The organism is Sphingomonas oligophenolica (assembly GCF_039522915.1).
Lineage (GTDB): Bacteria > Pseudomonadota > Alphaproteobacteria > Sphingomonadales > Sphingomonadaceae > Sphingomonas > Sphingomonas oligophenolica.
The window spans coordinates 68,008-94,391 of the sequence record NZ_BAAAEH010000005.1 but is presented as its reverse complement, the minus strand read 5'-3'; the positions used below and the strand labels follow the sequence as shown (position 1 = coordinate 94,391).

21 protein-coding genes are annotated in these 26,384 nt (G+C 64.3%); 11 read left to right on the top strand and 10 right to left on the bottom strand.

The genetic code is table 11. The features are described 5' to 3' along the window. Positions 1-58 precede the first annotated feature (58 nt). Positions 59-985: a hypothetical protein gene (locus ABD050_RS02930; RefSeq protein WP_343887640.1), complete on the bottom strand. Its 927-nt coding sequence runs from the start codon at positions 983-985 to the stop codon at positions 59-61. A gap of 578 nt (positions 986-1,563) precedes the next feature. Here ABD050_RS02930 and ABD050_RS02925 point away from each other — a divergent pair. Continuing rightward, the gene (locus tag ABD050_RS02925; RefSeq protein WP_343887639.1) at positions 1,564-2,490 is read left to right on the top strand and encodes a universal stress protein; all 927 of its coding nucleotides are present in this window, start codon (positions 1,564-1,566) and stop codon (positions 2,488-2,490) included. 285 nt (positions 2,491-2,775) lie between these two features. On the opposite strand, the gene ABD050_RS02920 is transcribed toward ABD050_RS02925, so the two are convergent. The 7 genes from ABD050_RS02920 to ABD050_RS02890 form a co-directional block, all read right to left on the bottom strand. Beyond that, the gene (locus ABD050_RS02920; protein WP_343887638.1) at positions 2,776-3,753 is read right to left on the bottom strand and encodes an aspartyl/asparaginyl beta-hydroxylase domain-containing protein; all 978 of its coding nucleotides are present in this window, start codon (positions 3,751-3,753) and stop codon (positions 2,776-2,778) included. A 3-nt stretch (positions 3,754-3,756) separates the two neighbouring features. Then, positions 3,757-5,691 (bottom strand): tetratricopeptide repeat-containing sulfotransferase family protein, encoded by a 1,935-nt coding sequence (locus tag ABD050_RS02915; protein WP_343887637.1) that lies wholly within the window; start codon positions 5,689-5,691, stop codon positions 3,757-3,759. Beyond that, on the bottom strand, positions 5,688-6,317 hold the full coding sequence (locus tag ABD050_RS02910) for an aspartyl/asparaginyl beta-hydroxylase domain-containing protein (protein ID WP_343887636.1): 630 nt from the start codon (positions 6,315-6,317) through the stop codon (positions 5,688-5,690). Before ABD050_RS02910 ends, ABD050_RS02915 begins: the two co-directional genes overlap by 4 nt. Further along, a complete protein-coding gene (locus ABD050_RS02905; protein WP_343887635.1) occupies positions 6,314-6,952 on the bottom strand; it encodes a sulfotransferase family 2 domain-containing protein in 639 nt (212 codons plus the stop codon). The genes ABD050_RS02910 and ABD050_RS02905 overlap by 4 nt, the downstream gene beginning before the upstream one ends. A gap of 53 nt (positions 6,953-7,005) precedes the next feature. Further along, positions 7,006-9,858: a TonB-dependent receptor gene (locus ABD050_RS02900; RefSeq protein WP_343887634.1), complete on the bottom strand. Its 2,853-nt coding sequence runs from the start codon at positions 9,856-9,858 to the stop codon at positions 7,006-7,008. 485 nt (positions 9,859-10,343) lie between these two features. Then, positions 10,344-12,218: a Ca2+-dependent phosphoinositide-specific phospholipase C gene (locus ABD050_RS02895; RefSeq protein ID WP_343887633.1), complete on the bottom strand. Its 1,875-nt coding sequence runs from the start codon at positions 12,216-12,218 to the stop codon at positions 10,344-10,346. A gap of 51 nt (positions 12,219-12,269) precedes the next feature. Then, entirely contained in the window at positions 12,270-14,387 is a 2,118-nt protein-coding gene (locus ABD050_RS02890) for a phosphocholine-specific phospholipase C (protein WP_343887632.1), read from the bottom strand. A 170-nt stretch (positions 14,388-14,557) separates the two neighbouring features. Here ABD050_RS02890 and ABD050_RS02885 point away from each other — a divergent pair, with 170 nt between their 5' ends. Next, positions 14,558-15,106 (top strand): phosphonate degradation HD-domain oxygenase, encoded by a 549-nt coding sequence (locus ABD050_RS02885; RefSeq protein WP_343887631.1) that lies wholly within the window; start codon positions 14,558-14,560, stop codon positions 15,104-15,106. Positions 15,107-15,309: 203 nt separating this feature from the next. Further along, positions 15,310-16,137 carry a UTRA domain-containing protein gene (locus tag ABD050_RS02880; protein WP_343887630.1) on the top strand — a complete coding sequence of 276 codons (828 nt, stop codon included), beginning with the start codon at positions 15,310-15,312 and terminating at the stop codon, positions 16,135-16,137. A 292-nt stretch (positions 16,138-16,429) separates the two neighbouring features. Here the strand turns inward: ABD050_RS02880 and ABD050_RS02875 are convergent, their stop codons facing one another. Further along, positions 16,430-16,549, bottom strand: coding sequence for a helix-turn-helix domain-containing protein (locus tag ABD050_RS02875; protein WP_343888068.1), 120 nt, complete (start codon positions 16,547-16,549; stop codon positions 16,430-16,432). 388 nt (positions 16,550-16,937) lie between these two features. Between ABD050_RS02875 and ABD050_RS02870 the strand changes: the two genes are divergently transcribed. From ABD050_RS02870 to ABD050_RS02860, 3 genes are all read left to right on the top strand, one after another. After that, on the top strand, positions 16,938-17,144 hold the full coding sequence (locus ABD050_RS02870; RefSeq protein WP_343887629.1) for a hypothetical protein: 207 nt from the start codon (positions 16,938-16,940) through the stop codon (positions 17,142-17,144). A gap of 55 nt (positions 17,145-17,199) precedes the next feature. After that, the gene (locus ABD050_RS02865; RefSeq protein ID WP_343887628.1) at positions 17,200-17,952 is read left to right on the top strand and encodes a hypothetical protein; all 753 of its coding nucleotides are present in this window, start codon (positions 17,200-17,202) and stop codon (positions 17,950-17,952) included. Positions 17,953-18,115: 163 nt separating this feature from the next. Beyond that, positions 18,116-19,090 carry an alpha/beta hydrolase gene (locus ABD050_RS02860; protein WP_343887627.1) on the top strand — a complete coding sequence of 325 codons (975 nt, stop codon included), beginning with the start codon at positions 18,116-18,118 and terminating at the stop codon, positions 19,088-19,090. Between the two features lie 95 nt (positions 19,091-19,185). Here ABD050_RS02860 and ABD050_RS02855 read toward each other — a convergent pair whose 3' ends face one another. Next, positions 19,186-19,347 (bottom strand): hypothetical protein, encoded by a 162-nt coding sequence (locus ABD050_RS02855; protein WP_343888091.1) that lies wholly within the window; start codon positions 19,345-19,347, stop codon positions 19,186-19,188. On the opposite strand from ABD050_RS02855, the gene ABD050_RS02850 reads away from it, so the two are divergent. From ABD050_RS02850 to ABD050_RS02830, 5 genes are all read left to right on the top strand, one after another. After that, positions 19,291-19,686 (top strand): MarR family winged helix-turn-helix transcriptional regulator, encoded by a 396-nt coding sequence (locus ABD050_RS02850; RefSeq protein WP_343888067.1) that lies wholly within the window; start codon positions 19,291-19,293, stop codon positions 19,684-19,686. The two genes, ABD050_RS02855 and ABD050_RS02850, sit on opposite strands and share 57 nt — an antisense overlap. Before the next feature lie 85 nt (positions 19,687-19,771). Continuing rightward, positions 19,772-21,091: an alpha/beta fold hydrolase gene (locus tag ABD050_RS02845; protein ID WP_343887626.1), complete on the top strand. Its 1,320-nt coding sequence runs from the start codon at positions 19,772-19,774 to the stop codon at positions 21,089-21,091. 422 nt (positions 21,092-21,513) lie between these two features. Further along, positions 21,514-22,635, top strand: a complete 1,122-nt coding sequence (locus ABD050_RS02840; RefSeq protein WP_343887625.1) for a CapA family protein — start codon at positions 21,514-21,516, stop codon at positions 22,633-22,635. Further along, positions 22,632-23,660 carry a hypothetical protein gene (locus tag ABD050_RS02835; protein ID WP_343887624.1) on the top strand — a complete coding sequence of 343 codons (1,029 nt, stop codon included), beginning with the start codon at positions 22,632-22,634 and terminating at the stop codon, positions 23,658-23,660. Before ABD050_RS02840 ends, ABD050_RS02835 begins: the two co-directional genes overlap by 4 nt. 59 nt (positions 23,661-23,719) lie before the next feature. Then, on the top strand, positions 23,720-26,383 hold the full coding sequence (locus ABD050_RS02830) for a TonB-dependent receptor plug domain-containing protein (RefSeq protein ID WP_343887623.1): 2,664 nt from the start codon (positions 23,720-23,722) through the stop codon (positions 26,381-26,383). Position 26,384: the final 1 nt, after the last annotated feature.

Below are 26,384 nucleotides of genomic sequence, written 5' to 3'. Positions count from 1 at the left end.
CGGTTTCGGGTCTCGATAATCCTTTGTGGTGAATCGCCCGCGCTCGCGGCGCGCCAGGCTATTCCGGGCCGGCGCGGAGATGCGCCTCGACGGCGTCGAGCGTTGCCGGCATCCAGGCCGGGCTCCAGGGCCGTTCGAGCTCGAAGACCGGCACGGTGGCGACGAGCTCGAGGCTGGCGGCCCAATGCCGCCGCGCATCGCCCAGCTGCGCGATATAGCGGCCGCGATAGGTGTTCGCGACAAGGGCCTTGAAGGCCGCGGCACCGTGAAGGCGCCTGATTGCCACGCCGCCCCCGCCCTCCCCGGCTTTCTTCAGCACATAGATCGCGCCCAGCGGCATCGCGGCCGGTGCGTCGCCGCGACGCGCCGGAACGGTGAATTTGTCGCGCCCGCCCAGCACCGATTCGAAATCGGCCGCGCTTCGGCCCGACCGTTCGAGCGCATCGCGCCACAGCCGCATGTGCGGGATGCCGGCATGGGCGATCGGTCGCCCTGCCGGGTCGGCGCCGATCACGCAGACGTCGTCCGACAGAAGGAAGTGCCCGCGGTCGTGAAAAAGCGCGGCAAGCGTCGACTTGCCCGCCCCGGACGCGCCGGTGAACGCGATCGCACGGCCATCGATCGCGATTGCATTGGCATGAAGCGGCAGCAAACCGCGCTGGTGGAGCAAGACGCCGAACGCCGAGCCGAGGAGAAAGAGCCGGACCGTGCGCGGCGCCGCGCCCCCTGCCGGATCGACGACGATCCGCCGCCCTTGCTGGACCTGGTAGCGGCCCGCCTGCGCCACCACCAGAATCGCGCCATCGGCCGTTATCACGAGCTCACCGGTCTGCCCCGGAACAGCGACCTTGCCGTAGCTGATCTCGACGTCGGGATTGCCACCGTCCACCGGTTGCAGCTCGGGAAGCTCGATCTCCGAGCATAGGGTCAGGCCGAACACTGAATAGAGGTGGCGTGGCCGGGCGCCGGAGGCCGAGTGAGTCATCGCCTGAACAACTTCCCTCTCATTCACATCATCCCAAGCCGTCCGGTCGGCGCTGTCGCGCTTCCCGACATTGCGGGGAAGGAGTGACGGAGAGGGTGGGATTCGAACTCAGGCGGCAAGCCATTGTTCTTCCCAGCTTTCCGATCGACGAATTTTCCATGATACAACGAATTGTACCACAAAAAATTTCCGCCTGAAAACCGAGGCTTGGCGCCCCAGTTCGACTCCGTGCGCCTCTATCGAACCCACGGTACATGGTCAAGATACTGGAGCGATTTTGCGCTGTGCAAAAGGGCAATCGAATCGACTTCAGACTCGTGGTTTCTTGCCCTCGAAGCCATCCTTGATGTCGTCGATCCACGCAACAATCCCTCGCTCGCTCCATCTCGCAGCCGGCGACAGCTTATACGGCGGCGGGAATTTCCCTTCATGGATCAGTCGATAATTGTGATGATCGGCTGCACCTGCATGTTGCGCGAGGTAAGTTGGTCGCCAGCGCGCGAAGCGCTTTGCTGCGTCGACTGCCGGAGGGCCTGGACCAGGTCGCGGCAATGCCTCGTAGGACTACCGATAGCGCGGTGATCGGTGTCGTCCGTATCTCCCTCATGACACTGATCATGAGGCTGACCATGACGGCGATGATAGACGACTCGAGCCCGGTGAAGGACGTCAGGAACAGCACAGTTCTTGCGCTGGCCCGATGCGGCGATGACGGCGAATCCTTCGCTGTCTTTGCCGCCGGGCTGGCTAGGGAACTCGGTCTGACGCTGGATTTCATCGAATCCTGCAAGGAGCCACCGACAAGCCTGGCAGAATGTTTCGTGATCGGCCCCGCCGCGAGCGCCGATGTTCTCGATGCCCGGGAGGCACGGATCGAGCAGGCAACGGCGGCAGCGCGCGCAGGCTTTGACGCGGCAGTCAACGCAAGCGGGGCGGCAGCGCGCTGGACAGCTGTGACCGATCTTTTCGCGGAGGACGAAATCTGGCGCCGTGCGCGGAGCGCCGCATTCCTGCTCCTGTCCCGCCCGAGACCATCGCATGTTGCGCAAAGTCTTGCAGAGCACATCCTGCTCCGCAGCGACACGCCCGTCCTTATCGTCCCGCAAACCCCGCCGCAACGCGTCACGTTCAGCACTATCCTGTGCGCCTGGGATGGATCCCGCCAGGCCCGGCGGGCACTGCGTGCCGGCATGCCGTTCCTGCGCCGAGCGGCAAAGGTGCAACTGGTTCAAGTGGATGGGGCCGTGCCTCAAGGGTCGGGCGCGGAGACGCTGGATCATATCGCAGACGAACTCGCAGCGGACGGTATAAGGACGGAAGCGACCTTGCTCAAACCAGGAGCCGCCGGGATCGCCGTCACCCTGCTCGACTGTTGCGCGCGATCGCGTAGCGACTTGCTGGTGATGGGAGCCTATCGCCACCTGCGACTGCGCGAACTGATACTCGGCGGCGTGACCCGTATTGCCCTCGAACGGGCGGTCATCCCAATCCTGATGGCACATTGACCGCCACCGACAGACAGGCGCGGCATCACAAATATTGCAAGGCATTTGCGGCAACGCCGCAAAGGATGGGCTCGCGGCGAGACGATAATTTCAGCACAGGCCGGTCGTCAGGGCTCGGCCCCGCGTTGGCGGTCCAGCAATCGCATGCGTCGTTTCGGCATGCTCGCTGCGAGGCCACGCTGATCGGGCATCTGAAATCTCAAGGATTTCGCGCGCGGCGGAATCAGCGAAAACGGCTTTTCGACAGATTACGAATACCCATCGATTATTACGGTGGGGGCGGCTTTATATTCTGTCAGCGCGCGCGCCCGCTTGTGGCGCGACGTCGTCAGCGACCAGATGCTGCAGCACGCGTTTTTCGAGCACCAGCAGCGCGCTGGCCTCGTTGGTGCGCATGACGAGCCCATCGGCCAGCGGCCTAGCCCCTTCGCGCACGGCGCCAGCCAGACGCAGGAACTCCGGTCTTGCCCGCCCGCCGATGCCATGTAGCGCGCAGAGCTGCCGCCAATCGAGCACGAAGCTCTCCAGCAGCATGCTGAACCGCGCGGCGCGCGCCCTGCCTTCAGCGGTATCTATGGTGACCGCCAACTCGGCACGCAGGTCGTCGACCAGCAGCTGCACTTCAGCGGCAGGCATCACCGGTGAGCGCTGATCGCCCTCGGTGAGCAGTTGCTGAGCGGCCCCGGGGTCAAAGACTACCGTCCGCCATTGCCCGCGTGGCGGCGCCCGCCCGCAGGCGAACTGCCAGAACGCCGCCGTGCCGGTGGTGTCGGCTACGAGATGGATACGCGGCGCGCTCGACCTGTTCTCCACATGATGCCGTCGCCAATTGTCGAAAATCCACGCTTCGCCCGCGGCCATGTGGACGGATTGCCCGTCGCAGTGAAAGCGCACCTCCGGCCGGGTGAAGACCGGAATATGCACCCGCACCCGCGTATGCCAGTGGTAATTTATGTCGGCATGCACGGGCACGTCCGCGCCGGGCGCAAGGCGCATCAGACGCGATCGGCTCCACACCACGCCAAAGCCGGCGAGAACCTGACGCAGGTACGGCATGGCCGCGAGCCAACGCGTCGGCAGCATTTGCCCCTGGTGGGAATCCGCCTCGCCGCCATCGACGCTGATCAGCCGTGCAGCGCTGTTGCCCGGCACGCCATCCGGGTGCGGCGCCCATGCCTCGGCCGGCAACGCCGCGACCTCAGCCTGCAGACGCGCTACCTCGAAGAGAATGGGGAGCTGAAAGAAGGGACGCGACAGCCGCATGAGTCAGGCCCCGTAGCCGGTCAACGCATCGCCCAGCGCATCCCGGAGCGGCGCAAGCCAGGCCGCATAGCACTGCCATTGCGCGAGCCCCTCCCGGCCGATGGGCTGGCGTACCTGCTCGGAACTGGGCGTGCGCACGCTGCGCCGGGTCTCGTGGAAGCTGAGGCAAGCGGACTCGAAGGGCAGTCCGCAATGCTCCAGCACACGCCGCACATTGCCCTCGATATCCTCGACCACATCCTCATATTGCACCCGCAATACCCGTCCCGGCAGCGCCTCGTCCCAATGTCGCATGAGGTCGAGATACAGGCGGTAGTGGCGAGCGATGTCCTCAACGCCATAAGCGAATTCCTGGTTTGTGGTGCCGAACAGCTGCTTGAGGTTCCCGAAGCAGCAGGCCATGGGTTCGCGCCGCACATCGATGATGGTCGCGCGCGGCAATATCAGGTGGATCAAGCCGATATGCCAGAAATTGTTCGGCATCTTGTCAATGAAGAACGGCTTGCCCAGCCTGCGATAGATTCGGGTTTCAGCCAGGAAACGCTCGCCGAGCGCCCGAGCGTCCGCGGCCGTCAGCCGCTGCAACGCCTCATGATGCACGGGCAGGCCGCAATCCGGATCGCTACCGGATAGTTCGCCCGCATATCGGCTGATTTCGGTCAGTTCCTGCGTGCCCTCCACGCTGGAATGGGAGGCCAATATCTGCTCGAGCAAGGTCGAGCCCGAACGCGGGAGCCCCAGGATGAACACCGGCGCCGGATCGTCAGCGCCCCAGCCGGCGCGGGCAGCGAAGAACTCGGCGGTGAATGTCTGCTTCAATCGCAGAGCGCAGGATTCGGCGACGCCGGGGCAATAGCGGCCGGCGGCCCGCCGAAGCGCATTGCCGCGCTCGTAATAGTGCCACGAGGACGCGTACTTGCCCCGGTCCTCCAGCGCCTTGCCCAGCGCGAAACACAGATAGATGCGGTCCATGGCCTGCATCGTCGCTGACCGCGATTCCGCAGCACGTAAATGCGCGATTTCATCTTCGGTGAAGCGATAGGTCTTGAGGTTGGCGAGGCTGAACCACACGACCGCATAGTCGGGGCGAGCCGCCAGCGAGGCGCGATAGTCGGCAATGGCTTCCTGCTGCCTGCCGATGATCTTCAGGGCATTCGCCCGCCACAGTCGCAGGTCGGCGACTTCCGTCACCTGCAGGGGCGGGCTGACCAACAGCCTCTCATAGAGATCGATCACCGGCTCATAGTCGCCCAGGCCGACACAGGCCGCGCAATATTGCTTCAGATATTCGCGGTTGTCCGGGTCATGCTCGAGCAGGTGCTCGGCCTCTTGCTGCGCCTCCCGGTGCTTCTGCTGCTGCAAAAGCACCATCGCGTAGTCGAGGCGCGCCGCGTTGTAATCCGGTGCCTGCTCAAGCACCGATTTCAGCAGCGCCTCCGCTTCACCGAGCGCATCGCACTCCTGGCGGATCCGCGCCAGCAGGCGCACGGCGCCGACATTGTCGCCATCCTTGCGCAGATATTCCCGGATGACCTCCTCCGCAGGCGACAGGTCGCCATCGACGAACAGGCTGTTCGCCACCACGATCTCCTGGGGGAGTTCCCTCAAACTGGCCAGATGCTGCGCCGCCTTGGCCGCCTGAGCGGTGTCGCCCAGCATGCGATAAAGCTGTTCCAGCATGTCCCAGCTCGCCGGCAGGGTCGGGTTGAGACGCACCGCCTCCCGCAAGGCATCAATGGCCGCTGCCGCATCCTGACGCAGGATATGGCAGTGGCCGCGCTCCTGATACTGGCGACTGAATCCGGGGTGCAGCGCCTGCAGCCGGGCGAGGATAGCCAATGCGTCCGGGATGCGCTGCTGGGAGCGCAGCCGCCTGGCCTCCTGCAACAGGGCATCGCGATCGTCGGAATCCGCATCGGTGCCGGCGGCGATATTCACCGCGCCGCACCGGCCAGCAGAAATGGCTCGAGCCAGCTCGGCTCCGGCTGGTCGGCGTCGTAATATTCAAAGATCAGATGGACGCGATCCGTGTCGCCGCGGTTGTGTACCCAGTGCGGGCCAAGGTTGTTGACCTCCACAGCGCCGCCCGCCGGGAAATGATGTTCCTGGCCGCCGAAGAAGGACACCACCCCGACATTGGTCAACAGCGGCACGTGGATTTTGTGCGGCCACTTCGCCGCCGGGTTGGTATCGATGTGCGGGTGGATCACTCCGCCCCGCGGCATCCTGGCAAGCATCACCCGCGGGAATATCCCGCGCCCATAATCGAAGCCGCGGACGGCCTGCGCCAGCACCGGCTCCAGCACACCGCGCCATTGGGGCCAGGCTGGGCAATCATGCGAGCCGCGCCAATCGCGGGGATTGTCGATGAAGCGGAAGACGATGTGGCGCGTCGTATCCAGCACCTCGAACTTGTTCGGCTTGTTGGCGTTCTCCGCATCCCAGACATGCTCGGGGACCGCCAGCACGGCGGCCCGCAAGGCGGCGATGTCGACCGGGCCGAGCTTGCGGATGCTTGTCGTTTTGCGCGGGTTGGCGGCGGGGCTGAGAACGGCGTGGCTCATCGCATGCCTTCGAAGGTGTAGCCGAAGAGGTCGAGATCCTGCGCGTAACGTTCCGCGACGCCGTCGATCAGGGCCTGGTCGTAGTAGCGACGATAGTCGCCGTGCCTGCTGCCGTTGAGGCGGACAAGCCGGCGCGAGGGAATGCCGATACGCGCGCTGATCGCATCATATGACCCCTGCAAATCTTCGGCGTGGCCGATCGTGTCGGTCAACAGGGTCTTGCCATCCTCGCCCACCAGGAGGGAAGCCTGGGGCTGGAACAGGATATGGTGCCCCGGCGGCTCCCTGAAAAGAAAATGGCGCATCACTTCCCGCGGCTGTTGCTGAAAGACGTCGTTGCCCCGCAGCAAGAAGGCGCAATAGGAGACGAAGCGATCAAACGGATTCCGCACGAAGGCGAACTTGAAATAGCCGCTAAAGGCATCCTCACCGAGATAGGGACGCACCTGCTGCAGAGACAAATGGCCATGTTGGATCGCCGCCAGATCCTGCCACGGGAAGCGCTTATCCACGAATAGCCCGACCTGCTCGACGTCCTCGTCGCCCAGTTGCTCGCGCAGAGCGTGCCGCACGGAATGGGTGCCGGTCTTGGGCACCGCGGTGAAGATGAAACGGTGGCGATGGGACACAATCATGTTTCAGGGCACATTAGAAAAGCGCCCCCCTCGCAGGGAGGGGGGCATGGGTCTCAGAACTTGTAGCTGAAGCCGGCCGTGTAAGTCGTGCCGCTCTGGGTCTGGTTGTAGAGGTACCGGTTCTGGCCCCAGAACTGCGTATCCTTCTGGTTGGTCAGATTGATCGCATTCAGCGTGACCTGGAACGTCTTTGTGATGTTGTAAAAGGCTGCGGCGTCCACATAGGTCGACGCCTCGAAGCCTGCCGTGCCGGCGTTCATGACGGTGCTGTTATGCCCGGTGTACCAGCGGCTGCGGTGATTCAGCGAGCCGCGAATACCCCAGCGATTGGTTTCATAATAGAGCGTAGCGTTATAGCTGGTTTTCGATATGCCGGTGAGCGCTTCATCTGCATCCACATAAGTAAAGTTAGCAACAGCTCCCAGATTGTCGAAAGGCTTCGGCAGGAACGAGAACTGGGCCTGCGCCGCCAGCTCCACGCCGGTGAGATTTTTCGTGCCGGGGATGTTGATCGGCATGTCGAATTCTTTGACGATCGTGTTGGCCGTTGCGCCGGGAATCGTGCCGAACGGAACGCCCGTCTCGCTGAAGGGGATGTTCTCAAGGGTCTCCGATCCAATAAAGTTCGTGATCCACTTGTGGAACACGCTCGCCGAAAGCAGGCCCACCTTGCCGAAATAATATTCGACGGAGAAATCGAGCGTGGTGTCCTTATAAGGCTTGAGGTTGGGGTTGCCGCGCGACGCGCTGATATTGCAGGTGCTGTTCTGCGCATTCGCGCTGAGATCGCAGGTATCGTTCCCCAGGAAGGCGCTGCCCTTGGCCGCGATCGAGCCCAGACCCGGACGGTTCAGGTTCTGCGAGGCGGCGAAGCGCACCAGTACTTCCGGCGTCAGGTCCAGCACCGTGTTGAGGGCCGGCAGCACGCCCGAATACTCGCCTTTCACGTCGGCCGTGCCGAGATAGGCATAGCTGTCGCCCTGGATCCAGCCCATGCTGTGGGTGTTGGTGTGATAACCCCGCACGCCGACATTGCCGCGGAAGTGCTTGCCGAAGAGTTCGCCGTCCCAGTCCACCTGCGCGAACCCGGAAAAGGTCTCCTCCGTGGTCGTATACACATTCTCGATGTCCTGGATCGTACCGCCCGTTCCGTCTGGCTTGGGCCCGAGCCGGTGATACTCATTATACTTCGCGAAACCCTTGGCGTAGTCGCCGATCAGCCACGAACCGAAGCTGTTCGTGAACACATCGGTGATGCCAGCGACCGAGGTGCCCCGCGCCTCACCGTTTGTGCCATTGACGCCGCCGTCATAGAAGAGATCCGTGCCGTCTTGAGTAAAGCGGTGATATGCTCCGCCGGCGCGCAGCGCAAAAACATCGTTGACCTTGTAATGCAGGTTCAGCGCGCCCTCCCACAGCTCCGACGAATTGTGGAAGGCCCGATAGTAGAAATCGTCCATCGTATAATTGGCCGGATTGGTGAGATCCGTGCCCGGATACTGGAACGAAGCCGACCGCCCGTCGGCGCCATAATTGGCGATCTGGTTGCCCTTCGCGCGCATGTAGAACTTGTCGTCATACGGCGTTTCGTAGGTCGACTTCTCATAACCGAAATGCCCGTCGACCGAGAAGCTGTCCGATGCGTCCCACTTCGCGGTCAGCACGCCCTGCTTGAAACGATTTTCGTTCAGTTCCCGGCGATGCTCGCTCCCGAAAGTCGTGCCGGTAACGTCGGTCATGGTGACGTAATTGCTGCTGTCCCATGCGATATTGTTGATGACCGACGCCTTCTGGAAGGCGACCGGCCACGGGGCGCTGGCCGGACCGTCGAATGCGACGGAGCCGGGGCCGTGGATCGGCCGCGTCGCGAGGTGCAACTCGTCGCGATGCGTGGTGAACTGGCCATATAGTCCATCGAGTGTCAGCAGCAGGTTGTCCGCCGGCCGCCACTGCACCGCGGCCGTCAGACCGAGACGCTCCTGCTGCGCGTTCCAGGAGGAGATGCGGTTGCCATCCGCGAAATACAGGTCGCCGGACAGGAACTTGGCTTGCTGCGCGGCGCTCAGATGGGAAATGTCCAGGCCGCCAAGGTTGACCAGGTCGTTCAAGGTCGAAGCGCTTGGTTTGGTGTAGTTATAGTCGTTGTGGCCCTGCTCCGTGGTCTTGCGCCTGGAATAGGCGGCCGAGAGCGTAATGCCGAACCTGTTGTCCCAGTTTTGGCTGAGCATCGCGGCGACGCGTGGCTGCGCGTCCTTGGTGTATTGGTTGGTGCCCAGCTTGCCCGAAATGGCACCCCTGAGGCCTTCCCCGTAATCGAACGGCTTGCCGGTGAACAAGCCGACCGTACCGGCCATGCCGCCCTCGTTCTGGGCCGCCTCGAAGGTCTTCTCGACTTCTACCCGCTGAAACAATTCCGAGGCAAAGATGTTGAAGTCGAAGGCACGGTCGCGGGTCCGCTGGCCGCGGCTGTCCTGTGCCGAATCGACATTGCCCAGCACTTCCATGCCGTTGAGCTGCACGCGGGCGAAATCCGGGCCGAGGCCACGCAGAGAGATGCGCCGGCCCTCGCCAGCCTCGCGGGTGATCTGCACGCCCGGCAGGCGCTGCAGCGACTCGGCCAGGTTCAGTTCCGGGAACTTCGCCATATCTTCGGCGACGATCGCATCCTTCTGGATTACCGCGTCTTTCTTGATCTTGCGCGCGTCGCTCAGCGACTTCCGGTAGCCGGTGACGACGACGTCGTCGCCCGGGTTGCTGGAGGCCGGGGTGTCGGAGCCGGGCGTACCGGAGGCCTGCTGCGCGAAGGCGATTCGCGGACACACCGTAGCGATCACCGCAGCAACGGTGGCCAGTAAAAAGCTCTTCAGGTTCGGGCGCTTGGCCCGAACGGGATATGGTTTCGTCATGAATGCCCCCGCATCGTTGGTATGGACCAGAGCTCTAAAGCATGCTGCGGAGACACCTCTGTGACAGTTCTTCCCGAAACCGGGCCGGAACCGAGTTTTCTGCAAAAATCCGGCCGAATGCCCAAGTGAGCCAAAGGGGGGCGGACTTTGGGACCCAATTCAGCGGTGATACGGGGGCATTAACCCCCATCGGGGCCTTCCACACCGGCGGTCGATGATCGCGCCGCGACCGACGAGAGTTCATGAGCCGCCACCGGCGTACTGCAAAAAAGCTGGACTAGACCAATTAGATATATGGGTGAAAAGGAAGATCTCCGTCACCGGGTCAGATCGGGCTTCCGTCCTGTGCCCGCACTGGCCTGACGCCCGGATGTCCTGAAGATCTGAGTCGGGGCGCTGGTCCGTTGGAGGTGATTCAACATGCTCTCGAATCGGAATGGAAGCGGGTTGCGGCAGAGCCGGTTCTCCGCATTCCTTAACCCGCTCTAATAGGCTGCCCTCGCCAGGGCAGCCGCTTCGACGCGGCAGACTGCGGCGTCGGGTGCGGGAGCGCTCGCGCGCGCCGTGACCAGCTCGGCGCGCGCTGCCTCCAGATCGCCACGGAACTCGGCGGAGCCGTGCAGGGCAGCGGTCGCAGCCGCGCCCGCCAGCCATCCCGCCTCGACCGCGCTCAAGCTGTGCGCGCCGCAGACCAGCCGGCTTTCACCAAAGGCACGCCCACGCGCCAGAATCTCGGTTGCCCGGTCCGGCGCGAGTTCAGCGAGGATCAGCGCCTCCATCCACCCGCCCGCAGCATGGCCGGACGGATAGTCGCCATTGGCCGCGAGCGCGCCGGTCCTGGGCTGGCAGATCGGCGCCGTCGAGCCGATATACGGTCGCGGCACATGGTAGAATTGCTTGACAGGATCGACCACGCCTGAGGTTTCGGCCCGGTCGAAGAGACGCGTCAGGGCCGGCACCGTCTTGGGGTCCAGCTTGACGCCGAGGGCACAGGCGAAATGCTCGAAGGCCTCGGTGCCGACGTCGGATGTCGCCACCTTCCATCGCGGCGAGCCCTGCAGCCGGCGCGTCGCTGCGAACACCCGACGGTCAGCCATGGCGACCGGCCCGCCGGCCGCCGGCGGCGGCGGCAGGATGCGAAGGCCATCGGGTGTGGTCTCTGGCGACAGATAGGCGCTGTTTGCCGGGCCTGCAGTCTCGACCGCAAATCCCGCGCACCGGCGGCCGGCGCGCACCGGATTGCACAGCACCGCCGCGCCACCCGGCAGGCGCACCTGATAGTCATTGTGCAGCCGAGGTTCCGGCCAGATATAGTCCGTCGAGACGAATTGCGCACCGGACGCGAGCGCTGCGTCGCGCCGCCGCGTGTCGTTCCGTCGCGCTTCGAGCGTCCCCGAGTCGGCGCGGGTACGGACGATGAAGCCTGCCGCGACCGCATTGCGGATGCGCCCCGCCTCAGCGATTGGGTCATTGAGCGTCAGATAGGCCGCCGCCGGTGAGCTCTCGTCGGTGTTGACGAAGAACACCCTGCCCTCGAGCGATCGCCGCTTCCCGCGATAGAGCGCAACCTTTGCCGGCTCCTCATCGAGGGCGAACAGCATTTTCCCCCGAGCCTGCCCAAGCGCCGGCCAGGCGTCGTGCATCACCGCCTCGCGCAGCGTCGGATAGCTAGCCTGGACGTCATCGGGCGTGATCAGCGCCTGTGGCGGGAACACCGCGCGGACTTCCCCATCCAGAGCGTCGAAGGCGGCTGCGTCGAACGGCAAGGCGGCCATGCCGCCGGGCACCGGCGACGGGTCGGTCTTGGCGTTGATCATCAGCATGATCGGCGCATGGTCCGGATGGGCGAGCGACCAGCGCCGTACGATGCCGAGACAGGCCTTCAGGGTGACGCACGAGCTCAGGACGTCAATGTCCTGGACATGCATTACCTTGAAACCCGGTTCGGCGAGCGCCGCCCGCCGGGCCGGGTCAAGCGCGACGCCTGCGGCGCGCAGCCCGGCCGGATAGAGGAAGCGCCCGCCCTGGGGATCATAATAGACATCGATCTCGAGCTGGCGAGCGCCGGCGTCCAGCTGCTCCGACAAGGGACGATGCGCATAATCAATCTCGTCCGCGCGGTCCGGCGCCGCCTTGTGGAGCAGTGCCAGGACCGCGTCGGGCAGCGCGGTCTTGTAGCTGTTATGCGTGCCGATGGTGAGGAGATCATTGAGCTTCAGGTTGCGGTCCATCCAGGCGCGCTGGCAATCGACCCCGGCGCCGGACGCATCAGCTGCCCCGAGGTCGCAGCGAGACCCGGCCCCCTCCACGCTGGCCGACAGGACCAGACCGGCCATCAGCACCACCGCCGCCTTCCACATCCCGCTTCCCCTCACCCCACGTCCTATTGATGGTCCAGACCACAGGTGGATCTAAATCCGCATCATGCCGATCGCTGGATCGGTGCGGCCGGGTCTGCCATTCTCAACCTTGCCGGCATAGCGCCAGAGCGCCCCGTCCTTCGATCCTGTCGTGACTGAAAGATCATACCAGTTGTCGCTCTTCGACAACCGCCACAGATCAGCGGCGGCCTTGCCGGGAGGCACCGTCACAATGCGGGTTCGCGCGGCGTCAGTGGGATAGAGTTTGTCCAGCGCAATCGTGAAGGCCAGCGGCGCATCGCCGCGATTCTCGAACCGGAGCTCAACGGCGTCCATCTCGGGATGGTCGACAAGACGCACCTGGCGACCGGCGCCCTTGCCGAGACGTCCCGCGAATTGCCGCAAGAAACCATTGGGACCGCGCAGAGTCAGATCGAACATGTCGTCCTCCACGTCCCAGGCATCTTCAATACGGTCGCCCGCCCCGATCGTATAGTGGCGCGGCTCCAGGCGGTCGCGATTGTCGTGCGCGGTCAGCACAACGCCCGCGTTGCCGAGGTTGATCATGGCGATGGCAAGGCGCCCATCGGCGTCCACATGCCTGTCAGCAACGATCCGATAGGGCAGCGGCCGATGCGCGCGCTGACCGGACATCTGCGCCGTCGGCGACTGCCGCGCGGGAATCGCGTTGGCGGTCCCGGCCGTCGACCGCGCGACACGCTCGCGAAAATCGTCGGTGCCGGGCAGCGATCGCGCGCGCACCCGCTGCCCGTCCGAGAAATCGAAGGCCGACAGGAGGTCGCCGCATACCGAACGGCGCCACGGGCTGATGTTCGTCTCACGCACGCCGAAACGCTTTTCCATGAACTGCAGGACTGAAGTATGGTCGAACAGCTCCGAGCAGACATTACCGCCGCGGCTCCAGGGCGAGATGATCACCGTCGGGGTGCGGATACCGAGACCGATTGGGTGCTGCTCGTCGCCTGCCCCGCCCGAGCCCCGATAATCCTTGGTTTCGCCGTCGAGCGGGACGGTGCTTTTGCCGGGATATTTGCCGACCGGTGGCACAGGCGGCGCCATATGGTCGTAGAAGCCGCCCGCTTCGTCATAAGTGAGGATGAAGACGGTCTTCGCGAAGATATCGGGATTATCGATCAGCGCCTCGATGAGCTTCGCGGTCACATGCTCGCCCTTGGAGGGCTCGGCCTTGGGATGCTCCGACAGATCCGCGGCGGTCACGATCCAGCTGATCTGTGGCAGCTGGCCCCTCTCGATATCGCGGCGGAAGGCGGCGGCGAGCTGCTCGCCATCCGACCGCGTGCGATCCTCGCCCTCGGCATGCTCGCTGACCCAGGACCGGCCCCGACGATAGAGGTCGCTATCTCTCGCGCAGGGCCGGAACGCCGGGAAGACCGACAGGAGGTTGTCGCCGAAATTGTCATATTCCTGATAGACCTTCCAGCTGACACCCGCCGCCTGTAGCCGCTCGGCATAGGTCGTCCAGCCATAGGCTTTGGGATCGATCGGCCTGTCCATCGCCATGTCGGCGCTCGGCGTCTCGTCCTCGCCGTAATTCTGCATCTGCGGGTCGCCGCCGACCGTGCCGCCGCCGTTGCAGCCGGTGAACAGGTGCAACCGGTTCGGATAGGTCTGAGTCATGGTCGAGCAATGATAGGCGTCACAGACCGTGAAGGCGTCGGCGAGCGCATAATAAAAGGGCAGGTCGCCGGGGCCGTAGTGAAGCATCCGGTTGTGCAGCTCGTCGCTATGGCCCCAGCGATCGTAGCGGCCGCGATTGAAGATCTGCATATTCTCGACATGCGACTGGTCGGCGCCGTCGACCAGGAAGGAGCGCGTCGTCTTCGAATTGCCGTGGAACGGCAGGACATAGCCATCGGGATGCTGGCTCGACGGCTGCGACCACACGGTCCGCCCGCCCGCCAGGCGCAGCGGCCGCGGATCGCCAAAGCCACGCACGCCGTTGAGCATGCCGAAATAATGGTCGAACGATCGATTTTCCTGCATGTGGACGACGATATGCTCGACGTCCATGATCGAACCGGACCTGCGTGCCGCCGGGATCGCTAACGCGCGGTCGATGAAGCCGGACATTGCGGTCGCCGAGCCCGCGCCCGCCAGCCGCAGGAAATCCCGTCGGTCTCGGTTCATGTCAGCGCCTTCCCTCTTACCTACCCGCGATCACGACATCTCGTGTCGCGCGCCAGTCACAAAACTGGTATAGTCCAAAAAGGCTACAGATTGACGACATCTCTGCGGGCAAGGAGTGGCGAGGTTGCCTTCCTTCTCCCCAGGAGATTCATGCGGAGCGCGATGAACTGATGAACACGACCGTTATCGATAGAATTTTCTCTATATTCAATACGTTCGGAGATATTCATTATGGCGAGGACGTCAGTCAGATAGAACATATCCTGCAATCGGCGCATCTTGCCAGACAGGATGGAGCGTCCGAGGCGCTGATCGCTGCCGCCTTGCTGCACGATGTCGGTCAATTTCTGGACGACGCGGGCAAGGCCGCGGAAGAAAAAGGCATCGACGCGCGGCACGAAATATCCGGCGCCGCCTATCTCACTCCCTATTTCCCGCCATCGGTGACTGATCCGGTGCGGTTGCACGTCGAGGCCAAGCGCTATCTATGCTCGGCCGAGCCGGGGTATCGCGAGGGGCTCAGTCGCGCGTCGGAGCTGAGCCTCACGCTTCAGGGCGGGCCCCACAACCCACAGGAAATGGAAGATTTCCTGGCGAAGCCGGGCGCAGAGGACGCGATCCGGCTGCGCCGCTATGACGATCTGGGAAAGCGTCAAGACTGGCCCGTACCGGATCTTGAAAGCTACCGACCATTGCTGGAATCACTGCTTCTGCGCTGACCGCGATCACGCCAAATCGCCCGAACCATCATGTCGATTGCCATGGAGCCTTTTCTTTTTTGCGGCAGCGACACACTAAGGGGTGTTGCGCCGCGACTGGCCTGTACCAGCCTTATGGAATCACCATGAGTCCGGGCGAACCTTCCTCCCGACCGCCCGGCAGCGCTTTTCCGCATTGACCCTGTAGCAAAGGCGCTGCCAAGATGACTGGAGCGGCCAGTACGTTCGGTCATCCCATCACTCATCCTGGTTCATCGATGCGCCCCAAGACCGAGCCCCTGTCCTGGACACGCGCACCCGGAACGCCATCCGACGGCCCGCAATATCTCGCCCTGCGCGACCAGATCGCGCTCAATATCGAAATGGGTAATCAGGCGCCCGGCGCCAAACTACCGTCCGAACGGCAATTGCAGACCGATACCGGGACCGCGCGCGGCACCATCCGCGAGGCATTGTTCCAGCTGGAGGCCGAAGGGCTCATCTATCGCCGCGACCGTAGCGGCTGGTATGTCTCGCCCCCCGCCGTCACCTATGATCCGACACGCTGGGCCGGATTCATGACCTATGTGGCTGAGCAGGGGCGAACGCCGAGCACCGAAACGCTGTCGAAGGAAAGCGCGCCGGCGCCGCCGGCCGTCGCGGACATTTTCCGGGTCGCGCCCGGCACGACGCTGTACACCATTAGGCGGCGGCGCCTGATCGACGGCCGCCCGGTGCTGGTCGAACGGATCATCGTCGATCCGGCGCTGGCGCCCGGTCTGCTGTCTCACTCGCTCGACGATTCGCTGACACACATCCTGACATCACAGTACGGCGTCACTGTCGCGCGCAATCGCGTCGATATGCGCCCCTGCGCACTGGTCAAGGAGGCAGCCGACGCACTTGGCGTCAAGTCCGGCACCCCCGGCCTGTTGGTCGTGCGCACAAGCTTCGACGCGGCCGGGCGCGTGGTTGAATATGATCAGGAATATTGGCGGCACGACGCGATCCGGGTGCATGTCGACCTGAATGTGCGCCAAGCGTATCCCTGACGGAAGCGAGAGGTGACCTGGATCACACGGTGCCCTCGAACGCCTGATGCCGTGCAGCGAGACCGTCGCCGCACTCTGCTGCCTATTCATGGACGGTGTTCTGCCCGTTATTGAGGAATAGCCGCGTCCGTAGGAGAGTATGAGACGGGTTCGTACCGGCTCGGCTTCCGTTACTTTTCCTTTGGGCATTACGGCTTCTCGCACCCGGATGCTCGACGCCGGATCCTCGACATGATCTCCAGCTACTTCGAGGCATGGGCGGCTGACACGGATAAACGCATCCCGGTTGGCGCTACACGTCGGACAGGCCACGCCGCCGCGGTTCGCTTGGCGTCGTTCCAAAGCGCCTCTGAACGGCGCGCGAAAAGCTGGAGGGGTGACTATATCCAGCCGCATAAGCGACCTGGGTGATCGATATCCATTTCGGCCTGCTTCACGACGTCGAAAAGCGCAGTCCAGTAAAGCTGCCACCCTGGCGCCGACCCCGTGCAGGGCGGGCATCGCGCGGTGCGCCCCATCTTGCGCGACCCGCGACCGGTGCTGGCGGCCAGCAGCGAGCAGATCGCACTCCCGCATTCCCTAACCTCGCGCGCGCATCATTGTCCGATGACGAGGGAGGTCATGGACAACAGCAATGCTCCTTTGGCGCTCGCCAATGCGCTGACTCAACGACCTTTTTACCTCAGGCCCATAGCAGCGCTAAGGATAAAAGTTTCGATAAATAATAGTTGATTGCATATACAGTTTTAAATAACTATCTTTTTGGGAGCGCGGAGACCGTCGAAGGGAGAGTAAACTTCATGCACGGCCAAGGCTCGATGCGCGTCGCCGCCGGCATGGCCTTGTCGAGAACGACATTCCTCCCGCCCAGTGCCGTGTCGCTTGCACGGGGCGGCCGCGATCAGCGGTTGCATATGGTGCTTGCCGATGCGGACACACGCCAACGCGACATCACTGAGATCAGGGGCACGCTGCCCGAGAATGGAGGCTCTACGGCCGCTCCCTGACCTCGCGCATCTAGATTCCCTCCATCACATCGGTCAGCTTCGAGGCCGGAGCCCAATGAAACGAACACAGGAGACGATCGTGAAGAACGATTTCAAGGCTCTGGTCGCCATCGGACTCAAGTCGGGCGCTGCCGTCGCTGCCCTCGTCTGGGCAATCGCAGCCCAGGCCCAGACGACCCCGAACGGCGCAGACCAGGCGCCCGGCGCGGCGTCCGTGCAACCCGGCGATACACCGCGGGCCGCGCCTGACGTCGTCGTGACGGGTAGCCGTATCCGTGGCGCCGCGCCGGTCGGTTCGCCACTGATCGAACAGGCCCGCGCCGACCTTGTCGCATCCGGTGCGACCAATACCACCCGGCTCGTCCAGAACCTGCCCCAGGTCATCAATCAGGGCGTGACGGAGAACAGCCGAAGCACGTCGGGCGGGGCTGGCAACATCACCCTGTCCTACGAACATAGCGGCCACACCGCGCTGAACGGTGCCAACAGAGGCTTCTATGCCGCTGACCTCACCGGGCGCGGCGGCGGTGACTATCGGGGCGTCCAGTGCAATCCCGCCAACCTCGTCATCAATGGCACAAGCTGCGCCCTGCCGGGGCTCTCGGCGGGGACAGTCAACAAATGCGATACGCTTAAGGGTCAGGACCTGATGCCGTCGCAACGACGCGACAGCGTGATGGGATCGATCAGCCAGGATATCGGCTCACGGATCCACCTCTCGGCAGACCTGCTCTATACGCGACGGACATTTGAATTCACTCCGGCCCGCCCGACCGCGACACTCACCGTCCCCGTCCGCCTTTCGTGAACATCCCGCAAAGCCCGAACGGCGGCGGCGACTTCGATCCGACCGTGACCAATCCGATCGGTCGTCTCATCTCCGTTACTGCGACGATCTCGCTGTGAACCCGGCACCCTCACACGATAATGATCGTCCAAAGCATCAACCCGCTTCAACGAATGGAGGTCTCATGAAAGCTTTGGCATCGATCGTCGGCGCAGCCTGCTTGCTGGGAGCGAGCGGGGGAGCACTCGGCCAGACAGCGCCGTCGCCACAAGCGCAGGAGCAGATGCGGCTCGAGTTCGCCGCCTATGACGCAATGCCGGACACGCCCGGCAGCGGGCCCTACCCGGCGGCGAAGCTGGTCGATCCCGGCTTTGCCGATCACGTGATCTATCGTCCCGCCAATCTGAAAGCGCTCGGCAGTCGGAAGCTCGGCGTGCTGGTGTGGGGCAATGGCGGCTGCAGCGCCGACGGAGCGAGCGCGCGCCTCCATCTCGAGGAGATTGCGTCCCACGGCTATCTCGTCATTGCACCCGGACGCGTCCTTTCCGGCCCCGGAGCACCGCCCCGTACCAAGTCGCCCGGCGCACCCGGCGCGCTCGGCGCGCTCGGCGTGGACACGACCACGGCGCAGGTGGCAGCAGGGATCGATTGGGCGCTCGCTGAAAACGCGCGGCCGGCCAGCCCGCTCTATCGCCGGATCGATCCGCAGATGGTCGCCGTGTCGGGCCATAGCTGTGGGGGTCTGCAGGCACTTCAGATCGCCGGCGACCCGCGGATCCGCGCGGTCATCATCCACAACAGCGGCATCTTTGCCGATGGCACCAATCCCATCCGCGGCATCACGGTAGACAAGTCGCTGCTGCAAACCTTGCACACCCCCATCCTCTACATCATGGGCGGCCCGACCGACATCGCATGGCCCAACGGCAATGACGACTATCGCCGGATCGACAAGGTGCCGGCCGTGCTCGTGAGCCTGGGGGTTGGCCATGGCGGGACCTTTCACCAGCCAAATGGCGGCAGGGTCACGCAGGTCGATGTCGCCTGGCTGGACTGGCAGCTCCGTCACGATAACGCCGCAGCACGCTGGTTCAGCGGCGCCTCGTGCCGGCTTTGCACCAATTCCGAATGGACGGTGTTGAAGAAGAAGATCGACTGAGCGGAAGCGGGCGCGGGTCGCGGCAACTGCCATGCGGTCCGTCACCCGAACATGGCACGACACCGTCGCCGCGTTTCGCGCTTTGTTTCATCTGGTCAATTGATTAAGCAATGCTCATGTCGGTCGATGCCAAACCTGTACGCGCCGCGCGAGCGGAACACCTGAATCTTGGCCGGCTCGGCAACTTCCTTGGTTTCCGGTTGCGGCGGATACAGAACCAGCTCTCGAGCAAGTTTGCCGCGGACGCTGTCGAGCATGGGTTGCGGCCGGGCGAATTTTCTTCGCTCGCCCTGATTTCGGCCAATCCGGGGCTCTCTCAGGCGATGATGGCCCGGGAAATCGGCGTGGACAAGTCGCTGGCGGTCGCCGTGATCGATGATCTCGAGCGGCTCGGACTGGCCGAGCGGCGGCACTCGCCGACGGACCGGCGACGCCATGCCCTCCACACGACGCCCAAGGGCGAGGCTGCGCTCGATGCGATGTTCGCCCGGCTGCAATCGGTCGAGCGCGATGTCCTCAACGTGCTCGGCCCGAACGACCTTCAGGTGCTGAGCGCGCTGCTCGACCGTATCTACGATTCCTGTTTCCGGAGCTGAAGGAACCGCGCGCGATCCGACGTTCGTGCGCCTGATCGGCAACGACCGAATTGCAAACGCTTTCATAAAAGCTAGAAGCGATCCCATGGCGGCAAGGGAGAGCGTGATGCGAGGGCTGGTGACGATGGCGCTGATCGGCGCGCTCGCGGCGCTTCCCGCGAGCGGCGCGCCCACCCCGCAACCCGACGCGGCGGCCGCAAGGGCGGCCAGTGGCGTTCTCGCTGACGGCGCGAAATGGACGGCGACCGTGCCGCCCAACTGGAACGGGACCCTGCTGCTGTGGAGCCATGGCTACGCCCCCGCCCTGCCCCCGGCCGAGGACGCACCAAGGGCACATCGCGCTGCCTTGCTTGCAGCCGGTTATGCCATCGCCGGATCGAGTTTTGCCGATGCGGGGTGGGCGCTTGAGAGTGCGGTCCCCGACCAGCTTGGTACTGTTGAGGCCTTCGGCAAGGCGTTCGGCAAACCAAGACGGGTGATTGCCTGGGGCATGTCGATGGGGGCGCTTGTCTCCACCGCACTCGCCGAGCGCACGCCGAAACGGGTGGACGGCGCGCTCGCGCTGTGCGGATCGATCGGGGGCGCGGTCGGCATGATGAACATGGGGCTGGACGGGGCCTATGCCTTCCGCACCCTGCTCGCGCCGGAGTCGGACATTCGCCTCGTCGCGATCGACGACGATCGGGCCAATGCGGCACGGATCGGCAAGGTGCTGGCTGAAGCTCAGGCCAACCCCGCCGGGCGCGCCCGCGTAGCACTCGCGGCGGTGCTGGCGGGGCTGCCGGGTTGGACGACGCATGACGGCCCGCGACCCGACAGCGAGGACTATGAAGCGCAGGAAGCCGAGATGGCCAAAACCCTGACAATCGGCGTGTTCCTGCCGCGCGTCGATCAGGAGGCGCGCGCCAAGGGGATATTCTCCTGGAATACCGGCGTGGATTACGGCGCCCAACTGAAGCTGTCCGGGCGCGAGACAATGGTGCGGTCGCTATACGCCAAATCCGGCCTCGATCTCGACGCGGATCTTGCCAGGCTCAAGGTCGGCAAGCGGATCGCAGCGGATCCGGCCGCCATTCGGTACATGACCGAGCATTATACCCCCAATGCGCGGCCCCGTGCCCCGCTGCTCGCAGTGCAGATGATCGGCGACGGCGTCACATCGCCTTCGCTGCAGCGGGCTTATGCCGAGGCCGCCGCAGACAATGGCTATGGCACGTCGGTGCACGCGCTGTGGGTGGCGAATGCAGGCCATTGCGGCTTCGACACGGCGACGGTGATGGCCTCGCTGAAGATGGTCGGCGAGCGGATCGGACAGGGTCGCTGGCCGACGCCACCAGCGCTTTTCGTCGGATATACGCCGCCGCCGATGCTGCGCCCCTGCATCCGCGGAAAGGCTTGCCGCTAGACGACCGAAGCGATTTCCCCCCTGTTCCGGCCCGTTAACAGGGAGGAACAGGGAAGGATTTCAATTTTCCTTTCTCGAAAATCCATATTTCCGTTTTTTATCAATATTCTACTGAACATCATCAATGCATTAACAGGGAGCCGCTGCACAGGAACAGGGAGCGGCCCGCCTTCGCTTTTTTCCAACGATGAGAATGAGCGGTGGAGCGGAGCAAGCGCCGGCCGGCGCATAGCGTTCCGGACCGCCGAGTTGAATCGCGCGCGCCGACCACGGCGACCCGGCATGAACGGGGTCCGCCAAATGCTATTGCAAGCGCTTTCACAATTCCCTATCCGATTAGCTATGAGACATGACATCAAGTGTCCGCGGAGAGGACCCGGCATCATTGGGTCGGCACGCGCGCTTCGCGGCACGGCGCGCTCATGAGCGCGGTTATTCTTGCGACCGGGGATCTCGCCATGGACCGCGAGGCCTATGACGACTGCTTCGCGGGGTCAGCCGATGTGCTGCGCCAGGCGGACATCGTCTTCGGCCAGCTCGAGACGAGTTTCGCCGAGCGCGGCACCCGCCTGCCCCAGGCCCGCCACGCCGTCCTCGCCCGGCCTGACGGTGCCCGGGCGGTCGGCGCGGCCGGGTTCGATATACTTTCCTTTGCGGGCAATCACTGCCTCGACTGGGGCAATGAGGCGATGTTCGAGACGGTCGCCAACCTCGAGGCGGCGGGCGTCCGTGTGGTCGGCGTCGGCGCGAACATCGCCGAGGCGCGCAAGCCGGTGCGCTTCACCTTGCCGGACGGCACGACAGTGGCCTTCCTCGCTTATTCGAGCATCCTGCCGCATGCCTATTGGGCCGACGAGCGTCGCCCCGGCTGCGCACCGATGCGCGCCTTCACCCATTACGAGCAGATCGAGCACGACCAGCCCGGCACGCCGCCGCGGATCCACAGCTATCCCCACCGCGAGGACCTGGCCGCGATGGAAGCGGATATCCGAGCGGCCAAGGCTGAATCGGATGTCGTGCTCGTCTCGCACCACTGGGGAATCCACTTCGTCCGCGCGACGATCGCGGATTATCAGCGTGACGTCGCCCGCGCGACGATCGCCGCCGGTGCCGATGCGATCCTCGGCGGGCACGCGCATATCCTGAAAGGCTGCGAGCTGATCCAGGGCAAGCCGGTCTTCTATTCGCTGTGCAATTTCGCGACCGACCTCCGCATGGACCCGGTCCATGCCGCATCGAAGAGCTTCAACGAAATCCGCGTGCTGGCCGAGGAATGGGAGCCCGATTTCGACAGCCTCTACAATTTCCCCAAGGCGGCGCGCCTCTCGATGGTCGCGCGGCTCGAAATCGCCGATGGGCGGATCGTGCGCGCCGGCTTCCTGCCGCTCCACATCGGCAGCGACGCGGTGCCCCGCTTCCCAGCGCGGGGCGACGAGAATTATGCCGCTGTGGTCGACTATATGACTGCCGTCACCGAGGAAGCCGGCCTCAACGCCCGCTACCGCGCGGGTGACGACATGGTCGAGCTGGACCTGGCGGCATGAGCGCGCGCCGGATCTTTCCGCTGGAAGGCTATGTCGGCCTCTATTTCCTGTTCTATCTACCCAACGTCATCATCACCAAGCTGATCACCAGCCTGCCGCACGGCGCGCTCGGGCGACCGCTGACCGGGCTCGAGACGCTTCCCGCCTCGCTGATCATCAACACGCTGATGACCTATCTCTTCATCTGGTGGTCTGGCTGGCATCGCGACGCGAATGCAGTGAAGGTCGCGGGCCTCCGCGTGCCGATGCCGACGCGCTACACGCTGATCTCGGGGATCGGCACTGCGCTGATCGTATTCACGGTCCCCCTGTCCTTCACCTTCAAGGGTGTCAGCATCCCGTTCATTCAGCTGCTGATGCGCGGCGACATCCTGATCATCGCGCCGCTCGTCGACATCCTGTTCGGCAGGCGGGTGCGCTGGTGGAGCTGGACGGCGCTGGTTATGGTCGCGATCGCGCTGTTCATCACGCTCAACGCACGTGGCGGGCTCGATCTGCCGCCGCTCGCGATCGCGACGGTCGCGCTCTACACGCTCGGCTATTTCCTGCGCCTAACGATGATGACCAGGGTGTCGAAGACCGGCGACCCTGCCTCGGTGCGGCGCTATTTCGTCGAGGAGAAAGTGGTCGCGCTGCCTGCCTCGGTGGCTATCCTCGCCGTCATCTCGGCCGCCGGCATGGGTGATCAGGCAGGCGAGCTCGGCTTCGGCTTCATCCAGGTCTGGGGCGATCCGGTCATCCTGTGGCTCGCGGTGATCGCGCTCACCCTGACGATCGTCTCGATCTTCTCGGTGATCATCCTGCTCGACGCCCGCGAGAACGCCTATTGCGTGCCGCTCGAGCGCGCGTCGAGCCTGCTCGCCGGCGTCACCGCTGCGTTCATCCTGGCCTGGGGCTGGGGGCTGCGCCCGCCGACAGCCGCCGAGACGCTCGGCGCCGCCATCCTGATTGCCGCGATCGTCCTGCTGTCGATCGCGCCAAGGCTGGGGGCATCGCTCACGCCGGCACGCGCCGAGACTCAGTAATTCGACAATCACCCGCGACGGCACGGAGATGCGCGAGCGGCACTTAGGGGAGAGGGATCATGACTGCTTCATCTACACACCGCCGGACCATGTTTGCCTCGGGGGCAGCACTTGCGACGATCGCGATCGTCATCGCAGCACCCGCCCGGGCCCAGACAGCCGAACCGGTCAGTCAGGCGGCGCAGCCGCCCGCTGACGACGGCGTCGAGGCCGGCGCGAAGGAAATCGTCGTCACCGGCAGCCGGATCCGTGGCGTCGCCCCGGTTGGCTCTAACGTCATCGCGATCGACCAGGCCAAGATCGCCCAGGAGCCAGTCACCTCGGTCAGCGATCTGCTGCGCCGCGTGCCGCAGGTCGTGTCGCTGGGCGCGAACCGCAATGGCGGCTCGGCGCAGAACGGCGCGGCCAACGCGACCCGTGGCGCCGGGATCAACCTGCGCGGCATCGGCACCGGCGCCACGCTGCTCCTCTATGACGGCAAGCGCTTTCCGCCGCAGGGCACGCAAGGACAATATACCGACCCCTCAGTGCTGCCGAGCATCGCGCTCGGCCGGGTCGAGGTCGTGGCCGACGGTGCGTCAGCGATCTACGGGTCGGACGCGATCGCCGGCGTGGTGAACTTCATCCTCCGCAAGGATTTCGACGGCGTCGAGGCGCGTGCGCGCTACGGCTTCACAGACGGCAATTACAACGAGGCGCAATTCTCGGCGATCATCGGCCATAAATGGGAGGGCGGATCGGCGATGCTGGCGGGTGAATATACCCGCAACAACGCGCTGCTCGGCAAGGATCTGAGCTGGTACCAGGACGATAACCGCTATCGCGGCGGCCGCGACCTGCGCACCACCAATTGCAGGCCCGGCACGATCACGGTCGGCGGCAGCACCTATGCCATTCCGGCCGGCGGCGTGACATCGGCCAATGTCGGATCGCTCGTCGCGGGCACGTCGAACAAATGCTTCTACAACGGGCAGGACGCAGTCATTCCCGAGCAGCAGCGCGTCAGCGTGGTCGGCGCGCTGTCGCAGGAGATCGGCAGCGGCATCCGCTTTTATGCAGACGGATTCTATTCTTATCGCGACGGCATCATCCCGGGCACTGCGGACACCTTCAACGCCACGGTGAAGAACACCAATCCCTTCTTCGTGTCGCCGGTCGCCGGCGCGACCCAGGAGACAGTCACCTATTCGCTCCTGCCCGAGCTCGGGCCCGACCAGAACGCCTATCATTCCTATTCCTGGAATCTGACCGGCGGCATCGAGGCGAAGCTGTTCAGCGACTGGTCGGCCAAGGCCTATTATGCGCATGGCCAGTCGCGCGACGTCGCGGATCGCCGCAAGGGCGTGAACACCGCGGCGCTCAACGCGGCGCTTGCCGACACCAATGCGGCGACCGCGCTCAACGTGTTCGGCGGGCCCAACAATCCCGCGACGCTGGCGAAGATCAACGACAATTATTTCGTCATCACCGGCGCGACCCGGCTCGATGTCGCCAACCTCCAGTTCGACGGATCGCTGTTCCACTTCTGGGGCGGCAATGTCCGGCTCGCGGTGGGCGGCGAGTATCGCAAGGAATATACCTTCACCGATCTCGCGACCGGCACCAGCGCGGCGCAAGTCCATATCGCCGATTCCGGCAGCCGCGACGTGAAGGCTGTGTTCGCCGAGCTTTTCGTGCCGATCGTGGGCGCGGACAACGCCATGCCGGGGATCGAGCAGCTCACCCTGTCGGCCGCCGGTCGCTACGAGGATTACAGCAATTTCGGCAGCACCTCGAACCCGAAGATCGGCCTGACCTACAAGCCAGTCGCCGGCGTCACCTTCCGCGGCAGCTATGGCACCTCGTTCCGCGCGCCGACCTTCACCGAGGTCTCGACGATCGCCGGCGGTGCCGGGCTTTATTACGACACGCTGCCGGGACCGAGCGGGAACCTGACCGGGATCGGCATTGCCGGCGGCAATCCCGGCCTGAAGCCCGAGACCGCGACGACCTGGTCGGGCGGAGTCGAGGTGGCGCCGCGCGGTGTGCCGGGGCTGGTCGCCTCGCTGACCTATTTCCACATCAACTACACCAACCAGATCCAGGCGCTGCGCGGCACCGCCGGGTTGCTCACCAACCCGATCTACGCCTCGTTCGTGAACCTGAATCCGACCCCGGCGCAGGTGACCGCGCTGATCAATTCGGGGTTGCCGATCAACAATGCGATCAACACCTCGGCCGTGGCGTTCATTGCTGACGGGCGGCGCCAGAATCTGGGGACGTCTTTGGTCGGCGGCCTCGATTTCGGACTGAACTATGACTGGCGCTGGGGCGACTTCAAGATCGACGCCGGCGTGCAGGGTACGCTCTATACCGAGTACAAGTTCGAGGCAGTGCCCGACGCCGGCCTCGTCAATGTCCTCAACACGATCGGCTTTACCCAGAAATTCCGCACGCAGGCCGATACCGGGATCAGCTGGAACGGCTTTCGCGGCCGACTGACGCTCAACCATCTGTCCGGCTATCGCAACACCACCCTGGTACCGAACCAGCATGTCAGCGCCTATAACACGGTCGATCTGTCGCTGGGCTATGACGTCACGCCGCACATCACCGTCTCGGTCGATGCGCGGAACCTGTTCGACCGCGATCCGCCGTTCGTGGACACGACCCGTGGCTATGATCCGCAATCGGCCAATCCGATCCCGCGGCTGATCTCCTTCACCGCAGGCGTCAAGTTCTGAT

Coding starts and splice junctions, on each gene's coding strand:
- ABD050_RS02930 (WP_343887640.1), bottom strand. CDS start 985: ATGACTCACTCGGCCTCCGGCGCCCGGCCACGCCACCTCTATTCAGTG.
- ABD050_RS02920 (WP_343887638.1), bottom strand. CDS start 3,753: ATGCGGCTGTCGCGTCCCTTCTTTCAGCTCCCCATTCTCTTCGAGGTA.
- ABD050_RS02910 (WP_343887636.1), bottom strand. CDS start 6,317: ATGAGCCACGCCGTTCTCAGCCCCGCCGCCAACCCGCGCAAAACGACA.
- ABD050_RS02905 (WP_343887635.1), bottom strand. CDS start 6,952: ATGATTGTGTCCCATCGCCACCGTTTCATCTTCACCGCGGTGCCCAAG.
- ABD050_RS02900 (WP_343887634.1), bottom strand. CDS start 9,858: ATGACGAAACCATATCCCGTTCGGGCCAAGCGCCCGAACCTGAAGAGC.
- ABD050_RS02895 (WP_343887633.1), bottom strand. CDS start 12,218: ATGTGGAAGGCGGCGGTGGTGCTGATGGCCGGTCTGGTCCTGTCGGCC.
- ABD050_RS02890 (WP_343887632.1), bottom strand. CDS start 14,387: ATGAACCGAGACCGACGGGATTTCCTGCGGCTGGCGGGCGCGGGCTCG.
- ABD050_RS02885 (WP_343887631.1), top strand. CDS start 14,558: ATGAACACGACCGTTATCGATAGAATTTTCTCTATATTCAATACGTTC.
- ABD050_RS02880 (WP_343887630.1), top strand. CDS start 15,310: ATGACTGGAGCGGCCAGTACGTTCGGTCATCCCATCACTCATCCTGGT.
- ABD050_RS02870 (WP_343887629.1), top strand. CDS start 16,938: ATGCACGGCCAAGGCTCGATGCGCGTCGCCGCCGGCATGGCCTTGTCG.
- ABD050_RS02865 (WP_343887628.1), top strand. CDS start 17,200: ATGAAACGAACACAGGAGACGATCGTGAAGAACGATTTCAAGGCTCTG.
- ABD050_RS02860 (WP_343887627.1), top strand. CDS start 18,116: ATGAAAGCTTTGGCATCGATCGTCGGCGCAGCCTGCTTGCTGGGAGCG.
- ABD050_RS02855 (WP_343888091.1), bottom strand. CDS start 19,347: ATGCTCGACAGCGTCCGCGGCAAACTTGCTCGAGAGCTGGTTCTGTAT.
- ABD050_RS02845 (WP_343887626.1), top strand. CDS start 19,772: ATGGCGGCAAGGGAGAGCGTGATGCGAGGGCTGGTGACGATGGCGCTG.
- ABD050_RS02840 (WP_343887625.1), top strand. CDS start 21,514: ATGAGCGCGGTTATTCTTGCGACCGGGGATCTCGCCATGGACCGCGAG.
- ABD050_RS02835 (WP_343887624.1), top strand. CDS start 22,632: ATGAGCGCGCGCCGGATCTTTCCGCTGGAAGGCTATGTCGGCCTCTAT.
- ABD050_RS02830 (WP_343887623.1), top strand. CDS start 23,720: ATGACTGCTTCATCTACACACCGCCGGACCATGTTTGCCTCGGGGGCA.